The 15,563-nt window shown below is 59.7% G+C and carries 16 protein-coding genes and 2 pseudogenes; 8 read left to right on the forward strand and 10 right to left on the reverse strand.

Features of this window, described 5'->3' with window-relative positions; all coding sequences use genetic code 11:
* Positions 1-2: 2 nt before the first annotated feature.
* Together ACX3YD_RS12350 and ACX3YD_RS12355 are read right to left on the reverse strand one after the other, a co-directional pair.
* A complete protein-coding gene (locus tag ACX3YD_RS12350; RefSeq protein WP_047530069.1) occupies positions 3-1,145 on the reverse strand; it encodes an ABC transporter substrate-binding protein in 1,143 nt (380 codons plus the stop codon).
* 39 nt (positions 1,146-1,184) lie between these two features.
* Positions 1,185-2,300 (reverse strand): ABC transporter ATP-binding protein, encoded by a 1,116-nt coding sequence (locus tag ACX3YD_RS12355; protein WP_090462506.1) that lies wholly within the window; start codon positions 2,298-2,300, stop codon positions 1,185-1,187.
* 323 nt (positions 2,301-2,623) lie between these two features.
* Between ACX3YD_RS12355 and parS the strand changes: the two genes are divergently transcribed.
* Together parS and ACX3YD_RS12365 are read left to right on the forward strand one after the other, a co-directional pair.
* Positions 2,624-3,193 (forward strand): type II RES/Xre toxin-antitoxin system antitoxin, encoded by a 570-nt coding sequence (gene parS, locus ACX3YD_RS12360; RefSeq protein WP_458960091.1) that lies wholly within the window; start codon positions 2,624-2,626, stop codon positions 3,191-3,193.
* Entirely contained in the window at positions 3,193-3,690 is a 498-nt protein-coding gene (locus ACX3YD_RS12365; RefSeq protein WP_047530063.1) for an RES family NAD+ phosphorylase, read from the forward strand. Before parS ends, ACX3YD_RS12365 begins: the two co-directional genes overlap by 1 nt.
* A 76-nt stretch (positions 3,691-3,766) precedes the next feature.
* Here ACX3YD_RS12365 and ACX3YD_RS12370 read toward each other — a convergent pair whose 3' ends face one another.
* Positions 3,767-4,615 carry a response regulator transcription factor gene (locus ACX3YD_RS12370; protein ID WP_047538793.1) on the reverse strand — a complete coding sequence of 283 codons (849 nt, stop codon included), beginning with the start codon at positions 4,613-4,615 and terminating at the stop codon, positions 3,767-3,769.
* Between the two features lie 227 nt (positions 4,616-4,842).
* A complete protein-coding gene (locus tag ACX3YD_RS12375) occupies positions 4,843-5,502 on the reverse strand; it encodes a methyltransferase family protein (RefSeq protein WP_458960092.1) in 660 nt (219 codons plus the stop codon).
* 187 nt (positions 5,503-5,689) lie between these two features.
* Here ACX3YD_RS12375 and ACX3YD_RS12380 point away from each other — a divergent pair, with 187 nt between their 5' ends.
* Positions 5,690-6,604, forward strand: a complete 915-nt coding sequence (locus ACX3YD_RS12380; protein ID WP_458960093.1) for a pyridoxal-phosphate dependent enzyme — start codon at positions 5,690-5,692, stop codon at positions 6,602-6,604.
* Between the two features lie 77 nt (positions 6,605-6,681).
* Here the strand turns inward: ACX3YD_RS12380 and ACX3YD_RS12385 are convergent, their stop codons facing one another.
* Complete coding sequence (locus tag ACX3YD_RS12385; RefSeq protein WP_090469717.1) at positions 6,682-7,002, reverse strand: DUF2388 domain-containing protein; 321 nt, start codon at positions 7,000-7,002, stop codon at positions 6,682-6,684.
* Positions 7,003-7,331: 329 nt separating this feature from the next.
* Between ACX3YD_RS12385 and ACX3YD_RS12390 the strand changes: the two genes are divergently transcribed.
* Positions 7,332-8,402, forward strand: a complete 1,071-nt coding sequence (locus ACX3YD_RS12390) for an NAD(P)/FAD-dependent oxidoreductase (protein WP_458960413.1) — start codon at positions 7,332-7,334, stop codon at positions 8,400-8,402.
* An 87-nt stretch (positions 8,403-8,489) separates the two neighbouring features.
* On the forward strand, positions 8,490-9,083 hold the full coding sequence (locus ACX3YD_RS12395) for a DinB family protein (protein ID WP_458960094.1): 594 nt from the start codon (positions 8,490-8,492) through the stop codon (positions 9,081-9,083).
* Here the strand turns inward: ACX3YD_RS12395 and ACX3YD_RS12400 are convergent.
* The 5 genes and pseudogenes from ACX3YD_RS12400 to ACX3YD_RS12420 all read right to left on the reverse strand — a co-directional run bounded on the left by ACX3YD_RS12400 (position 9,004) and on the right by ACX3YD_RS12420 (position 13,600).
* Entirely contained in the window at positions 9,004-9,924 is a 921-nt protein-coding gene (locus ACX3YD_RS12400) for a LysR substrate-binding domain-containing protein (RefSeq protein ID WP_103404428.1), read from the reverse strand. The two genes, ACX3YD_RS12395 and ACX3YD_RS12400, sit on opposite strands and share 80 nt — an antisense overlap.
* Positions 9,925-10,067: 143 nt before the next feature.
* Positions 10,068-11,183 carry an RHS repeat-associated core domain-containing protein gene (locus ACX3YD_RS12405; protein ID WP_458960095.1) on the reverse strand — a complete coding sequence of 372 codons (1,116 nt, stop codon included), beginning with the start codon at positions 11,181-11,183 and terminating at the stop codon, positions 10,068-10,070.
* Between the two features lie 206 nt (positions 11,184-11,389).
* Positions 11,390-11,824, reverse strand: a pseudogene (locus tag ACX3YD_RS12410) (LysR family transcriptional regulator); the annotation flags it as partial.
* 101 nt (positions 11,825-11,925) lie between these two features.
* The gene (locus ACX3YD_RS12415; RefSeq protein WP_458960096.1) at positions 11,926-13,047 is read right to left on the reverse strand and encodes an RHS repeat-associated core domain-containing protein; all 1,122 of its coding nucleotides are present in this window, start codon (positions 13,045-13,047) and stop codon (positions 11,926-11,928) included.
* 205 nt (positions 13,048-13,252) lie between these two features.
* Positions 13,253-13,600, reverse strand: coding sequence for a DUF6124 family protein (locus ACX3YD_RS12420; RefSeq protein ID WP_458960097.1), 348 nt, complete (start codon positions 13,598-13,600; stop codon positions 13,253-13,255).
* Positions 13,601-13,992: 392 nt separating this feature from the next.
* On the opposite strand from ACX3YD_RS12420, the pseudogene ACX3YD_RS12425 reads away from it, so the two are divergent.
* From ACX3YD_RS12425 to ACX3YD_RS12435, 3 genes and pseudogenes are all read left to right on the forward strand, one after another.
* Positions 13,993-14,226, forward strand: a pseudogene (locus tag ACX3YD_RS12425) (hypothetical protein); the annotation flags it as partial.
* 2 nt (positions 14,227-14,228) lie between these two features.
* Positions 14,229-15,026 (forward strand): SDR family NAD(P)-dependent oxidoreductase, encoded by a 798-nt coding sequence (locus ACX3YD_RS12430; RefSeq protein ID WP_458960098.1) that lies wholly within the window; start codon positions 14,229-14,231, stop codon positions 15,024-15,026.
* A gap of 26 nt (positions 15,027-15,052) precedes the next feature.
* Positions 15,053-15,463, forward strand: a complete 411-nt coding sequence (locus ACX3YD_RS12435; protein WP_103404724.1) for an SRPBCC family protein — start codon at positions 15,053-15,055, stop codon at positions 15,461-15,463.
* Positions 15,464-15,563 lie beyond the last annotated feature (100 nt).

Consider the following 15,563-nt stretch of genomic DNA (forward strand, 5'->3'; position numbering starts at 1 on the left):
GATCAGGCGGATTTGAAACGGGCCATCAGTTCGGCGCGGGCCGGGCTGGTGAGCGTCGCTGCCGCACCGAATTCCAGTGGGCTGAGGGCTTCGGCGGCCGGGTACATGATCGGATCACTGAGCATGGCCGTCGGCAGCAGGGCATCGACCCGCTTGTCACCGCTCGGGTAGCCGTGGCTCAGCACTTCGAGCTTGTTGTGCTGCGGATCGAGCAGGTAGTTGATGAAGGCGTAGGCGGCGTCCTTGTGCTCCGAGTTTTTCGGAATGGCGAAGAAGTCGCTCCACAGCTCGCCGCCTTCCTTGCCCAGCTCGAACTGCATCTGCGCGTTGTCGCGATGCAGCTGCGAGGCGTCACCGGTCCACGACATGGCCAGCCAGGCGTCGCCGCTGCGCATCGACGGCTGGATGTCGGAGTTGATGGCGAACAGGTGCGGCTTGACTTCGATCAGCAGCTTTTCGGCATCGGCCAGTTCTTTCGGGTCCAGGGAGTTGAAGCTGTAACCGAAGCTTTTCAGGGCGTTGCCGATGGCAGTGAGTTGATAGTCGTGGACCATGGTGCGGCCACTGGCAGGCCCCTGGGCGGCGGCCCAGAATTCTTTCCAGCTGGTTGGGCCGTTCTTCAGCTTGCCAGTGTCATAAAGCATGCCGGTGGTGCCCCAGTTCTTCGGCACCGCATAGACCTTGCCGTCGACTGTGCCCTGGGCCATGAACTTCTGCTGGAACGCCGAGGCATCGAAATTGGGAATGCGCGACAGGTCCAGGGGCTCGATCAAGCCCAGGCCAACGTAGGTGCTGATGGTGTAGTTGGTCGGCACCAGCACGTCCCAGCCACTGCCGCCGGCCTGCAACTTGGCGAGCATTTCTTCGTTAGAGCCGAACACGCTCATCGATACCCGCGCTCCTGTGGTCTTGGCGAACGCGTCGAGGTTTTCCTGACTGTGGTAGTTCGGCCAGGTCGCCAGCGACAGGCGATCCCCCAGTTTGCCCTGCTCGGCGGCCTCGGCCGTTGAGGTCAGCAGGCCGGGCATATGGGTGGCGACCACCGCCGCGGCGATCCCGAGGCCGGTACGGCCAAGAAAGTCGCGGCGACTGATCGAGCCGTTCTGCCAGCTGCGCAGGGTTTTGATAAAGGTCTTCTGGTCCATAGCACGCTCCCCATCCGGTTGATGAAACGAATCGACGACTTACAACGCCATGGCCAGGCCATTGGCGTGATCCCAGCCGACGCGTACAGCCGCGCCGTGTTCGAATGCGTTGGCGCCGTGGTCCTGCTGGCGCGGCACGCGCACGCAGACCACGCCGAAGGCCTGGGTGCGCACGCGGTATTCGGTGGTGTTGCCCAGGTAGATCCGGTCCTCGACGCAGCCTTGCAGGGTCACTTCCCGCGCCATGTCGGCGCTGGCACCGGCAATGCTGATCAGTTCAGGGCGCACGGCGATGCAGCCGTCGGCGTTGGCGCTCAGGGCCTTGCCGGTGGGCGTCAGCGGGCTGGTCAGTTCCAGTCCCTGCTCGGTGCGCAGGACCACCGAACGGCCATTCAGATGGCGGACGGTGCCGTTGAACAGGTTGGACTCACCGATAAAGTCGGCCACGTAGCGGCTGGCCGGAGCTTCGTAGAGTTGTTCCGGGGTGGCGGTCTGGATGATCGAGCCGTTGTGCATCACGCTGATGCTGTCGCTCATGGACAGCGCTTCTTCCTGATCGTGAGTGACCAGCACGAAGGTGATGCCGACCTCGCGTTGCAGGCGCAGCAATTCCGACTGCATCTCCTTGCGCAACTTGCGGTCCAGTGCCGCCAGCGGCTCATCGAGCAGCAGCACGGTGGGCTTGTTGACCAGCGCCCGGGCCAGGGCCACGCGCTGTTGTTGGCCGCCGGAAAGCTCACTCGGTTTGCGCTGGCCGAAGCCGCTGAGGCGCACCATTTCCAGGGCTTCATCGGCCATGCGCAGCTGTTGTTTTTTGTCGGGGCGCGGTGTGCGATAGCGCAGGCCATAGGCAATGTTTTGCGCCACGGTCAGGTGCGGGAACAGCGCGTAATGCTGGAACACCATGTTCACCGGCCGCTCGAAGGCCGGAACGCCGGCAACGTTCCTGCCCGCCAGGCGCACTTCACCGCTGGTGGGCTGTTCGAACCCGGCGATCATGCGCAGGGTGGTGGTTTTGCCACAGCCCGAGCCGCCGAGGAAAGAATGGAACGAACCGCGCCGCACGGCGAAATTCAAACCACTGACAGCCTGTACCTGGCCATAGCGTTTGACCACGTTGCAGAATTCGATATCGCTTGGCGGGTTGTCGTTCACGAGGCGGGCTCCCTTGCAGTGATGAATCAGTGCGTCGGGGGCCAAACTAGCAATGAGGGTTTTGCGGCGTATATATCCCTTGGGGGGTAGGAGAGGGTATGCGGAGCCTGGGCGAGGCTATAAAAGGGCATGTAGGAGCGAGCCTGATCGCGATGGTCGTGAACGATGGCGCGTGCTTGCAGGCTAAGCGCGGTGCCCTTGGGTCCATTGCGAGCAGGCGTTCCTCCTGTAAGGGGTGTGTTGCAGGCGAGCGTTCTTGGATTAGATAATTTTGCCATTTGGCACTATAGTTTGTGCCAGATGTCATAGCGACGGAGACTGCCATGAGCGCCAAGAAAAAAGATGATGTAGCTGATGAGGCTGTCAAAGATGCCGGTCGCTTCACGAGTGCTCAAATGCGCCAGCTTGAAGCGGCAGTAAAAATCTCGGGTCGAAAGAAACCTGCGGTGACCACTACTGCGACAGATCACCCGCCACGCATGGTCGCGATCTTGCTCTCCGGGAATGCGGGTGATGATCGTATGGAGATTTACCGAGCCGTAAGAAACGGTTTTCCGCTGCAGTCAGTGCTCAACATGATCGAAAACAGCGAGGTGTATAAGCAACGCGGCGTGCTGTCGAAAATCGTTGGCGCTTCTGATCGCACGCTGGCGCGGCGGCTGAAAACGCCCAATGAAATCTTGACCTCGGAGCAAAGCACGCGCGCGCTCAACTATGCCGAAGTCTTGGAAAAAGCCACGGAGGTGCTGGGCTCGCGCGAGCTGGCCGAGCAATGGATGGTCAAACCTGCGCGTGGCCTGGACGGTGAAATACCCATCGATTTGATTTCTAACTCGGTGGGCTATGAGTTGGTGACTGATTTTCTGACGCGCATCGAGTATGGGGTCTATTGATGGCTAAAGACCCCTTCAGCAGTGAGATTCACTTCTGGCGCCTCGACCCTGCCGAGTATGCCCCCACATGGCATTTGGGCGTGGGGGCAGAAAAGGTCGGTGGACGCTGGAACCCTAAAGGCATGGCCACGGTTTATGCCAGCCTGGATGCCTCTACGGCCATTCTCGAGGTGGCGGTGCACAAGGATTTCGACGCGTTGGATTGCAAGCCTCATCGCCTGACGCAGGCCCGTGTGCTGGACCCGTCCAGGATTCACGTGGTACGGCCCGAAACCATCGCAAACCCCAATTGGTTGGTCCCTGGCACCCCAAGCCGCAGCCAGCAACAGTTCGGTGCCGATCTGCTGCGCCAGCATCCGTTTGTTTTGGTGCCATCGAGCGTGTCGCCGCATAGCTGGAATTTGCTGATGAACCCGCAAATGGCCAATGGTTTGTACGAGCTGGTGCTGCAAGAGCCTTTTGGTCTGGATGGCCGGCTTAACAAGCCTCAAGCCTGAAGCGCATCATCCCCTCTAGTACCCATCCAGTGATGTTTAATGAACGGGTACGTGCTGCTTGCAAGCACTGTGCAAGCTACCAGCCAACGGCGCGACCTCGATCCCCTTGCAGCCTGTCGCTTGAAGCTTGCAGCTGATTTTCAGTGAGGTCGCGGATAAACAGTCCGAGCAATTCCGACTGGCTGCCGATGCCGAGCTTGGCGTAGAGGTTCTTGCGGTGGATTTTTACCGTGCCCGGACTGATGTTCAGTTGTTCGGCAACCGAGGCGCTGGAGTGACCGCGCAACAGCAGCTGCACAATCTCCTGTTCGCGTCCGGTGAGAATGTGCGCGCCGAACTGATCGAAGGCTTCGCGGATCTTGAAGTCCAGATCCTGCGCGGGTCGCGGTTGCTGGGCCTGACGCAAGCGCCAGGCTTCATTGATGACCTGCTCGACCACCGCTTGCGCGCACTCGATCAACTGCATTTCGTCACGGCTGAACGCGCAACTGGCCGAGGAACGCATCAGCGACAGCACGGCCGTGGCACCGGCGCCGAGGTCGACGAAAAACGCCACTTCTTCTGCCAGACCGGTTTGCTGGTAATAAGTCAGGTAGTACTCGCCGAGGTAGAAGTGGTCGGGCGCGAACTGGCGCAATCGCCACAATCCGGGTGCCTGCCCGCGCGTACAGGCCAGGTAGAACGGATCGAGCAAATACGGTCCGCACTGATAGTCATCGACATACACCGCGCGTTTGTCCGCCGAGAAGGTGTCGAACAACGCCAGGGGCCGGTGATTGCCTTCGTAGACGAACAGGACGAAATGATCGACCGGGCAGACTTGCCGCAACCAGTGACTAAGGCCCGACAGCCGTGCATGCCCGGCGGGCAAGTCGAGCAGGTGGGCGACACCGGTGGTCCAGAGTTTCAGTTCCTTGGGGCGCATGGTGGCTTCAAGCAAGGGAGGATCGCCTTGAGATGCACAAAGTACGCCATGCCTGTTTTGGCCGTGCGGGGCAGGGCGGGGGGATCGAAATGCTTGAAAAAGATGCACTGCAATGGGGCCGGGTGTTACCGAGTGCTACAGCTTTGGTAGCAGAAGTGATGAGTTTCAATCACGTTCGAGAACGTCGAATGAGCAAGCGGTTGGCGCCGACACCGGCTGTGGTTGCTTCAATAGATTTTCGGAATCAACCGCCAGCTCCGGGTGCAATAAGCCTCGTAGTCAGCACCAAACTGCGCCCGCAATAGCGCCTCCTCCGAATCGATCCGCGCAATCAGCGGGATCACCGTCAGCGCGGCCAGCAACAGTCCGACTGCCGAACGGAATGCCAGCGCCCAGCCTACAGCGATGATCAACATCCCCAGATAACTGGGGTTACGCAGGCGGCGATAAATTCCGTCGGTGACCAGGCTGTGCCCCGGTTGAATCGCCACCAGCCCGCTGAAGCGCTTGCCCAGCACGAACACCGGCCAGATTCGCAGGGCGCCGCCCAGGATGTACAGCACTGCCCCGAGCCAACGCACACCCTCGCCGCCGAACGTCCAGACGTCGACCCGGTCGGTGTAGGCCGGTAGAAATCCGCTCAGTAAGCCAATGATGCCAAAGGCCGGCAGCACCCAGCGGTTGGCCCGGTCTTCACGTTCGCCGGAACTGAGGTTGACCTCGGTGAACAGCGAAGCGACGACCATCGCCAGGGTGGCAAGCGCCACCACGACCAGCGCGCCATGAGAGAAAAAGGCGGCGAATCCGCCCAGCCCCCAAATCGCGAGCCAGAGGTAGGCGAAGGTGGACACGAAGGCGATAAAAGCCAGTTTTACGGAAATTTTCATGATGCTTCGATCAGTGGGCACACCCTTGATTATAGGATCCGTCCCAGTCGGCGGTCGCCCCTGGCCCCGCGCTGCGTTATCGCTGAAACGCCAGTCTCGGGTCAGGGTGAACTAAGCTTGAAACAGGACCGTTCACCGCTGGCTCGCGGAACATTCGACGAGTGGGCGGCGTGCACCAGGAGCCGCCATGCTTCACATCAGAACCCCGTTGATCCTGCACCCTGGCCTCTCTTCCCCGGCCCGTCGCATTTGGCTCAAACTGGAAAACCTGCAACCCAGTGGCTCATTCAAACTGCGTGGCATGGGGCTTTTGTGCAGTCAGGCCGAAGCCCAGGGCAAAACCAGAGTCGTCTGTCCTTCCGGGGGCAACGCCGGGTTCGCCACCGCCGTGGCGGCCGTCAGCCTGGGATTGCAGGCGTGCATCGTCGTGCCGCACACCACCCCTGAAAGCACCCGCGCCAGAATCCGCAAAACCGGCGCCGAGGTGATTGTCCACGGCAAGGTCTGGGACGAAGCCAACCAACGGGCCATGGAGCTGGCGCAGGGGGCGGACACCGAATATGTCCCGGCTTTCGATCACCCGGTGCTGTGGCAAGGGCACAGCACGATGGTCGATGAAATCCTCGAAGACTGCCCGCAAGTCGATGCGTTGGTCACGTCGGTGGGCGGCGGCGGTTTGCTGGCGGGCCTGCTCACCGGGCTGATCCGCCATCGGCGCATGGACTGCCGGATCGTTGCCTGTGAAACCCGAGGCGCGGCGTCGTTCGCGGCAGCCATGGCGGCCGGGCATCCCGTGCGCCTGCCACGGATCGACACAGTCGCCACGTCACTCGGCGCCTCTGAGGTGGCGGCGTGGCCGGTGCGGCACATCCTCGATTTTCCCCACGAGTGCGTGGTGCTCGGGGACGAGGAGGCGATCATGGGCGTGGTGCGGTACGCCAATGATTGTCGCCAGTTGGTCGAGCCGGCATGTGGAGTTTCACTGGCGATTGCGTACCTGGATCATCCGGCGATTGCCCAGGCCCATGACGTGGTGATTGTGGTCTGTGGCGGTGTCAGCATCACCCCGGCCCTGGTGGCCGGGTGGGCGCGGCATGCTTGAAGCCACACCCGTCAAGCAAGGCAGGGCTGAAAACGCTGTCCAGGTTTCACAAGCCCCACCGCTGAGGTTGGCCATCGTTATTGACCGGCTGGAACGCCTTCCTGGACGAGAATGGCGCGAGCCAGGTCTTCGTCGCTTGCGTTGTTGAGGTCGGGGTGCTCCTGCCGGAGCTGTTTGAGAACCGATTCCAGATAGGCGCCGCGAATCGTACCGCCACTGGCCACGAAGCTGGAGGCGTCATCACGGGCGGGAATCATGAGTTTGTGGTCCTTGAACGTCGAGTACAGCGATGCGGAAACCCCGGCTGAGGTGGCGACATCGCCTGCGTCCACCTTGGCCATTGCAGAGCCGAAGGGTAAACACAGCAACAGAGAAGAAACGATAATCAGACGGCGCATGACGGTGTCCTCTGAAAGCGTGAAGCAAAAAGGAAGTACCTCATCATTTAGGATGCATGGCGGTCGCCAGGAGTTCCCTGATGGTGAAGATTGACACGGGTGCAGTCGGATAATCATTTTTCCTCCGGGACCGGGTTCCCAAGGTCCGGACTGTAGGCGCTGGCTTGCCAGCGAAGGCGGTTGTGGGAGCGGCACGATATCCAGAGGCGACATGGGCGGCCGGCTCCCGATGCCCATCGTCTTCGTGGTCAGGGCCATGCTGTTGGCGATATTCTCCTGCCTGATCGATTACCGAGAGCGGGAGCTGGTTTGACATGAAGGCAGGGCGGGTGAGCGTCGATATCGACAGCGTGGTGGTTGGGGCCGGAGTGGTCGGGCTGGCGGTGGCCAGGGCGCTGGCCATGAGCGGGCGCGAAGTGATTCTGGTCGAGGCCGGCGAAGGCATAGGCGTGGGCATCAGTTCGCGCAATTCCGAAGTGATCCACGCCGGCATCTATTACCCCGGCGGCAGCCTCAAGGCGCAGTTGTGCGTGGAGGGCAAGCAACGCCTCTACGCCTTCTGCGACGAGCGTGGCGTCAGCCATCAGCGCCTGGGCAAGTTGATCGTGGCCACCGATGAAGCCCAGCGCACGGCGTTGCAGGGTTTGCTGGAGCAGGGCCGGCGCAACGGTGTCGATGACCTGCAATGGCTGGCGGCGAGTGAGGCGCGGGAACTGGAACCGGCGTTGTCCTGCGTCGCCGCGCTGTGGTCGCCGTCCACCGGCATCGTCGACTCCCATGGCTTGATGCTGGCGTTGCAGGCCGATGCCGAAGCCGGGGGGGCGTCACTGGCGTTTCATACGCCGCTGTTGTCGGCGCGTTGCCTCGAACAGGGTTTCGAGTTGCACATGGGCGGTGCCGAACCCATGACCTTGAGCTGTCGCGAACTGATCAACTGTGCAGGGTTGTCTGCGCCCGAGGTGGCAAGCCGCATCGCCGGCCTGCCTGCGCAATACATTCCAGAGGCGCGGTTGTGCAAGGGCAGCTATTTCAGTTTCAGTGGCCGGGCGCCGTTTCGCCATCTGGTGTATCCGGCACCGGAAAGTGCCGGGCTGGGTGTGCACATGACCCTCGACCTGGGCGGCCAGGCGCGATTCGGGCCTGATGTGGAATGGGTCGATCACATCGACTACCGCGTCAATCCATCGCGGGGCGACGGCTTTTATCAGGCGATCCGGCGTTACTGGCCGGGGTTGCCCGATGGCAGTCTGCAACCGGCCTACAGCGGTATTCGCCCGAAAATCAGCGGCCCGACTCAGCATGGCGTAGCGGGATTGGTGAACCTGTTCGGCATTGAATCCCCAGGCCTGACCAGTAGCCTGGCGCTGGCCGATCGGGTACTGGATACGCTCGCGCAGTAACCACCGTACCGATGATCAGCCACAGCACTGCGGCGTGGGGATAGCGCTATCCTTGAAAGATGCGCTCATCGCCATCGGAGAAGTCTGATGATCAACGTACGCACTGCCCGCCTGCTTGCCGATTACAAACAATGGGCCAACCAGCGCCTCTTCGATAACCTGGCGCAACTGCCCCCGGCCGAGGTCTACAAACAGCGCGCCGGCATTTTCAAGAACATGATGGGCACGCTGAACCACATCTATGTAGTGGATTGCCTCTGGCAAGCCCACCTCGAAGGCCGGGGACACGGCTTCAAAACCTCCCACGACATGGTTCACCCTGAACTGTCGGCACTGCGCCAGGCGCAACAGATCGTTGATCACTGGTATTGCGAGTGGACCGCCCGGCAGACCGATGCCTCACTGGACAAACCCGTCCGGTTTACCTTTCTCTCCGGTGAAAGCGGCACCATGAGCGCCGGCGCGATGTTGATGCACGTGGTCAACCACGCCAGCTATCACCGTGGCTGGGTGATCCAGATGTATTTCGAGATCCCGGCCATGCCACCCATGACGGACCTGCCGATCTACTTGCGCGAGACCGATCCGCAGTTCAATTCGCTCAATGTCCCGGTGGTGGAGCAGACATGTGCTCCACAATTTTCGAGCGCAACCAACGTTCTGCCGGATCGTTATCGTTGACGCCGTTCCAGACCATGGACAGTTCGGACAGCTTGATCTCGAACGGCGCATCGTCGGCACGCAGTTGGGGACTGCCTTCGATCAGCGCGCTCGCCGCGTAATCCGGCACCGTTGCCAGCATGTCGGTGCCCGCCAGCAAGGCGCGCAGCCCGGCAAACTGCGGCACCGCCAGCACCACCCGGCGCGAGCGGCCGATGCGGGCGAGATCGGTGTCGATCGCCCCGGTCAGATCCCCGGAAAACGACACCAGTGCATGGGGACGTTCGCAGAATTCATCGAGCGTCAGGGGGCCGGGCCGGTTGTCGCCGCGCAGGATCTTGACGCTCAAGTCTCGCAGTTTCTTGCGCTTGGCATTGGCCGGCAATTCCGTGGTGTAGCTGATCCCGACGGTAATCTCCCCGGTGGCGAGCATCGACGACATCAACAGGAAATTCACCCGCCGCACGACGACCACCACGTTCTGCGCTTCTTCGCGTATCTGCTTGAGCAACGGTGGAAACAGCCCGAATTCGGCGTCATCCGACAGGCCGATGCGAAACACGTCACGGCTGGTGGACGGGTCGAAGTCCTTGGCCCGGCTGACCGCACCGGAAATGGTGTCCATCGCCGGCTGCAGTTCCTTGAGAATCACCAGGGCGCGCGGCGTCGGCTCCAGGCTACGGCCATTGCGTACCAGCAACGGATCGTCAAACAAATCCCGCAACCGCGCCAGCGCCGCGCTGACCGCAGGCTGGCCGAGAAACAGTTTCTCTGCGGCGCGGGTCAGGTTCTTCTCGAACATCAGGGTTTCGAAAATCACCAACAGGTTCATGTCCACGCGGCGCAGGTCGTTGCGGTTCATGGTGGGGGCTCGTGGGGGGGCTGGGTCTTTTCAGTAAAGCAGCAAACCCTGGGCCTGCTCTGTGGCCGGATGACTTGCGAGCTATTTGATCGAACGGCTGAACTTAATGTCGTCTCGTAACTTCTCTAAAAGATGCTTGTTGTTTAAGAAGCAAATTGGAAGTATTGAAGAAAAATGTGGCGCTTATGCTGATTAAGTATTTGCTTTTGGGATTCGCGAATTGCGAGCAGCCTTTCATTGTATTGTTTAGCAACCTCCGATGATATTGTTATCGGCTCGCCGTTTTTGGTGTGTGTTACAGGTCTATGCGTCGCCAGGATAAGCCTATCCACCCACGCCTGGTCGGCTCGCGGCTGATCTCCATGCACATAGTCCAGTAGATTGATCTGGGCGCTCAGTTTTTCTTGGTTGGGGTAATGCAGGGCGGGTGGGAATTCATCTATTGGCAAGCTGCTTAGTGAGACACCAGACAAGGCGAGTTTTTTTCTTGCGATCATTTCCAGGTTTATGGGCTCAGTGCCTAGCATTTGATAGGCTTTTCTTTGTTTGAAATCGTTCTCAACTATGTTTTTGAGTGGTAATTTCATTTGACTTGTCATTTTATTGTATTGTTTTGCTGCGAGTAGAGCTTGGTTTTTAGTTATGTGTTCATAAGGTTTTAATTTGCTCCCGTTGAGCTTGAATGTTATTTTTCCGAAAATACTGGTTTTAATATGTATTTGGGGTTGATGTCCGCTAGGGTCGTTAAAGTTTACTGGATCCCCTGCGCAATAAGCATAACAATTCAGCCCACCCTTCCCAAACGGACTCAAACTGTCCGGGCTGTTAAATCGCATCAGCACCGGATTAAACGCCCTATAACCATTACCCAGCAGATAATGCCCGGTCAGTGGGTCAGGCCGTTCGCCATTGAACCCCATCAAACTCATCCATCCATTTGTCGCTTGGCGGTGACCATAGGGTGCATAGGCGATGGGTTGTGCCTGGTGGTTGGCTTTGAGTGTGTTGAGCACCGAGCGTTGCTGATCAATCGCCAGTAGCGTGGTGGCGTGCTCGACACCCTGTTGCTCTTGTTGCGCCAGCAGCCAGTCACCGTGCTGGAAGAGGGTTTGGCGCAACGCCCCCTGAATTTCAGTGGCCAGGCGGCTTTTGCAGTAGAAGCGCTGAAGGGGTGGCGCGTCAGTCAGTCCCTGGCCGGTCAAGCGGTCGAGGGCGTCGTAGCGGTATTGGCAGAGCAGTGTTGCGCGTGTTGCTGGCATGTTGGGCGCTCCCGAAAGGCTGGCGTGGTGGCGAGCAGTATTGGGGTTTTCGGAACGGGCGTGAACTATCAGAACTGTTAGGTTTGCTGGGGGGCAGAGTCGATGGTGAATGATCAGCTGTGGGAAAGGTTTGTCGGAACGCAAGGTTTGGGGCCGCTGCGTGGCCCGGCGGGAGCGAGCTCCCTCGCCACAGGGTTGGGTGTTTACAACATCGACGACATCAACGTGAAATTCACTCGCCGCACGACGACCACCACGTTCTGTGCTTCTTCGCGTATCTGCTTGAGCAACGGTGGAAACAGCCCGAATTCGGCGTCATCGGACAGGCCGATGCGAAACACGTCACGGCTGGTGGACGGGTCGAAATCCTTGGCCCGGCTGACCGCACCGGAAATGGTGTCCATCGCCGGTTGCAGTTCCTTGAGAATCACCAGGGCGCGCGGCGTCGGCTCCAGGCTACGGCCGTTGCGTACCAGCAACGGATCGTCAAACAAATCCCGCAACCGCGCCAGCGCCGCGCTGACCGCAGGCTGGCCGAGGAACAATTTCTCTGCGGCGCGGGTCAGGTTTTTTTCGAACATCAGGGTTTCGAAAATCACCAACAGGTTCATGTCCACGCGGCGCAGGTCGTTGCGGTTCATGATGGGGGCTCGTGGGGTTTTGGTTTCCTTAGTAAAGCACCTAATCCTAGAGGACATAACCGTCGCCTCGGCTTTGAGGGATGGAGAGACTTGTTCAAAAATCACGTGAAATGATCAGACCTGATGCGCTTGGCCTGCTCGATTAATTTGTCATGATCACGATGTTTTAAATGATTTAGCGAGCGGATAAACATGCTGGCGGTTTCAGGTCTTGGTCTGTCAAGTTGCGATGATGAGGGGTGGTAAACGCCTTCGCTGGCTGCAAGTAACCGGGCCATAGAAAATGGACGAGTCTGATCGATATCGGCGCCATATCTATTTGTTCGGATGTACCTGATAAGTGCTTCGCTATCAGCAAGCGATGAAACGTTTTTTAATTCTTCTTTTAATTTGGTTTTGATTTCTATGGCAGGGCTGTCAATAATTTTTTTTGAGTTTCTAAGTTTGTACAATGTCATTTCTTTCAGGGTTGGAACTTTGTTCGGTTGATCATAAAAAAGCCCTAAATAGCGGGCGTCTTGGGCGGACTCATTGAGCGCCGTGATTGTAAGGTTGTCCATGTTCTGGATGGCGCGAATACCGGCTTCTTGAGATATTCCAGCTTTCAAAGTGTATACAGATGGAGCTCCGACTGGATTGCGCACGATTATAGAAGTCGGTGATGTATGAAGAATACTTCGGGGGAACTTTAGATGGCCACTAGGGTCACTTGAATTGACAGGGTCCCCCTCGCAATAAGCATACGCATTCAACCCACCCTCGCCAAACGGACTTAAACTGTCCGGACTGTTAAATCGCATCAGCACCGGATTAAACGCTCGATAGCCATTACCCAGCAAATAGTGCCCGGTCAGTGGGTCAGGCCGTTCGCCATTGAACCCCATCAAACTCATCCATCCATTTGTCGCTTGGCGGTGACCATAGGGCGCATAGGCGATGGGTTGTGCCTGGTGGTTGGCTTTGAGTGTGTTCAGCACCGAGCGTTGCTGATCAATCGCCAGCAGCGTGGTGGCGTGCTCGACACCCTGTTGCTGTTGTTGCGCCAGCAGCCAATCACCGTGCTGGAAGAGGGTTTGGCGCAACGCTCCCTGAATCTCCGTGGCCAGTCGGCTTTTGCAGTAGAAGCGCTGAAGGGGTGGCGCGTCAGTCAGTCCCTGGCCGGTCAAGCGGTCGAGGGCGTCGTAGCGGTATTGGCAGAGCAGTGTTGCGCGCGTTGCTGGCATGTTGGGCGCTCCCGAAAGGCTGGCGTGGTGGCGAGCAGTATTGGGGGTTTCGGAACCTGCGGGAACTATCAGAACTGTTAGGTTTGCTGGGGGGGGCAGAGCCGATGGTGAGTGATCACCTGTGGGAAAGGTTTGTCGGAACGCAGGGTTTGGGGCCGCTGCGTGGCCCAGCGGGAGCGAGCTCCCTCGCTACAGGGTTTTGTGCTCAGTCGGGAGGGTCGATGCGGTCCAGTGCGCGGTTCACGGCCAGTTCGCCGAGCATGATCACTTGTGCGATGCCCAGCAGGGTGTTGCGACTGGTGCCTTGCGTACGGTCCGCGAGGTCCAGGGTCATGACGTTGGCCGAGGCCAGGGATTCGCAGGCGTGGGCCAGCAGGGATTCGGTGTCGAGCTCGGGGTCGACGATGAACATGCGGCAGGTTTTGCGCGGGGTGGCGCGGATGTCGGCGGCGGAGGGGATGCGGTCGGTGGGTTCGTGGTGGTTTTCTGGATTGGGGTTTTCGGAGGGAGATGCTGGATCGGTGTGTGGCGGGGTGGGTGTAGTTTTCAACATGGATGGAGCTCCTGGGCTGTGACTTGGGAGCCGTCACCTTTCGCTACCAAACGAGGGTGGCGGCCATGCTCAGGTGGGTAGACCGGTAGTCCCAGGAAACCGGTGCATCCGAAGACGCCCTGTGCATGGCCACCATAAGCAGCAAAGACAAAACAGTCTCTGCAAAAGGTGGCGTTACACGCCTGGAAAATCCGGGCTACCAAACCCGATCGCTGTTCTTTTCAGCGACCGGCAAACGATAGAACCCGCCCCCAAGGCGCAAAAGCCGGCGGATTCTGGCGTACCCGTAGGCAACGGCGCAAGGCGCTGTAGCTTTCACGAAGTAACGCTGACAGCCATTAAACATCTGCCCACGGCCAGTGCTCTCGCCATCCGGTTTTCACTCAATTCTTGTGCTGACCCGCGTGTGCGACGCCGGCGTGATCAGGGGCTGGCGCCTGTGAAACAAGGTCGTGCCAGGCGAATTGACCCTTGATCCGAGCGAAGCGCAGCCAGAGGGTAATTTTCTGACGGGTCGCTACACTCTTTCCGTCCATGACCGCGTGATTCCCGCAACCTTCTGGCAGGCGCTGCGTGAGGCAAAACTGTTATCCGAGCGCGCACCCCTGCCGATCACTGGAGCTTGAGCATGAAAATCGATCTGAGTGGAAAACTGGCGATTGTCAGCGGCAGCACGGCCGGCATCGGCCTGGGCATCAGCCAGGCGTTGGCCGAGTCCGGCGCCACGGTGGTGGTGATCGGTCGCGATATGGCCAAAGTCGAACAGGCTTTGGCGAGCATTCGCCAGCAGGTGCCGGGCGCTCAACTGCGGGGGCTGGCTGCCGATCTCGGGACAGCCGAAGGTGCGGAAATTCTGTTCGCCGCCGAACCACGGGCCGACATCCTGGTGAACAACCTGGGGATCTACGAAGCGGTGGATTTCTTCGACACCCCCGACAGCGAGTGGACGCGCTTCTATGAAGTCAACGTGATCTCCGGTGTGCGTCTGTCCCGGCATTACGTGCCGGACATGGTCAAGCAGGGCTGGGGGCGGGTGATTTTCCTGTCTTCGGAATCCGGGATCGCGATCCCGGCCGACATGCTCAACTATGGCGTGACCAAAAGCGCCAACCTGGCGGTGTCCCATGGGCTGGCCAAACGGCTGGCGGGCACCGGGGTGACGGTGAATGCGATCTTGCCGGGCCCGACCTTGACCGATGGCGTGGAGAAGATGCTCAAGGATGCCATTGCGCAATCCGGTCGCAGCCTCCAGGAGGAAGCCGACGCCTTCGTGCGCAAGGCCCGTCCCACTTCGATCATCCAGCGCGTGGCCCATGTCGAGGAAGTCGCGAATCTGGTGGCTTACATCGCTTCGCCGCTATCCTCAGCCACCACGGGCGCCGCCCTGCGGGTCGACGGCGGTGTCGTCGACAGCCTGGCCATCTGAACCTACTGACCAAGAGAGAATATGACATGGCATCTGCATCAGCCTTCATCGACATCCCGGCCTCGGCCGATCAGGTCTGGCAACTGATTGGGGGATTCAACTCGCTGCCGGACTGGCTGCCGCTGATTCCCAAGAGTGAACTCAGCGAGGGCGGGCGTGTGCGCAGCCTGAAAACGGCGGATGGCGCGGTGGTGATCGAGCGCCTGCAAGGGTTCGATAACGCGGGCAAGACCTACAGCTACTCGATTGAGCAGGCGCCGTTTCCGGCCACTGAGTACCTGGCGACGATCAAGGTTGAAAGCCAGGGCGAGGGCGCCCGGGTGACCTGGTCCGGTCGGTTTGAGCCGGTGGGGGTCAGTGACGAGGAAGTGGTGGCGTTGTTCGCCGGGATTTATCAGGGCGGACTGCAGGCACTGCGGGCCAATTACCCCGCCTAGCCTGGATCTGTGGGAGCCGGCTTGCCGGCGAAGAGTCCTTCCGGCCTTGCAGCGCTGCCACGGCCGCTTTCGCTGGCAAGCCAGCTCCCACAGGTTTTGT

Source organism: Pseudomonas fluorescens group sp. PF-1, from assembly GCF_054481335.1.

Excerpts from the sequence above, each read along its gene's own strand:
- ACX3YD_RS12405 (WP_458960095.1), bottom strand. The coding sequence starts at position 11,183 with ATGCCAGCAACACGCGCAACACTGCTCTGCCAATACCGCTACGACGCC.
- ACX3YD_RS12420 (WP_458960097.1), bottom strand. The coding sequence starts at position 13,600 with ATGTTGAAAACTACACCCACCCCGCCACACACCGATCCAGCATCTCCC.
- ACX3YD_RS12415 (WP_458960096.1), bottom strand. The coding sequence starts at position 13,047 with ATGCCAGCAACGCGCGCAACACTGCTCTGCCAATACCGCTACGACGCC.
- ACX3YD_RS12430 (WP_458960098.1), top strand. The coding sequence starts at position 14,229 with ATGAAAATCGATCTGAGTGGAAAACTGGCGATTGTCAGCGGCAGCACG.
- ACX3YD_RS12395 (WP_458960094.1), top strand. The coding sequence starts at position 8,490 with ATGATCAACGTACGCACTGCCCGCCTGCTTGCCGATTACAAACAATGG.
- ACX3YD_RS12380 (WP_458960093.1), top strand. The coding sequence starts at position 5,690 with ATGCTTCACATCAGAACCCCGTTGATCCTGCACCCTGGCCTCTCTTCC.
- ACX3YD_RS12350 (WP_047530069.1), bottom strand. The coding sequence starts at position 1,145 with ATGGACCAGAAGACCTTTATCAAAACCCTGCGCAGCTGGCAGAACGGC.
- ACX3YD_RS12365 (WP_047530063.1), top strand. The coding sequence starts at position 3,193 with ATGGCTAAAGACCCCTTCAGCAGTGAGATTCACTTCTGGCGCCTCGAC.
- parS (WP_458960091.1), top strand. The coding sequence starts at position 2,624 with ATGAGCGCCAAGAAAAAAGATGATGTAGCTGATGAGGCTGTCAAAGAT.
- ACX3YD_RS12435 (WP_103404724.1), top strand. The coding sequence starts at position 15,053 with ATGGCATCTGCATCAGCCTTCATCGACATCCCGGCCTCGGCCGATCAG.
- ACX3YD_RS12400 (WP_103404428.1), bottom strand. The coding sequence starts at position 9,924 with ATGAACCGCAACGACCTGCGCCGCGTGGACATGAACCTGTTGGTGATT.
- ACX3YD_RS12385 (WP_090469717.1), bottom strand. The coding sequence starts at position 7,002 with ATGCGCCGTCTGATTATCGTTTCTTCTCTGTTGCTGTGTTTACCCTTC.
- ACX3YD_RS12370 (WP_047538793.1), bottom strand. The coding sequence starts at position 4,615 with ATGCGCCCCAAGGAACTGAAACTCTGGACCACCGGTGTCGCCCACCTG.
- ACX3YD_RS12375 (WP_458960092.1), bottom strand. The coding sequence starts at position 5,502 with ATGAAAATTTCCGTAAAACTGGCTTTTATCGCCTTCGTGTCCACCTTC.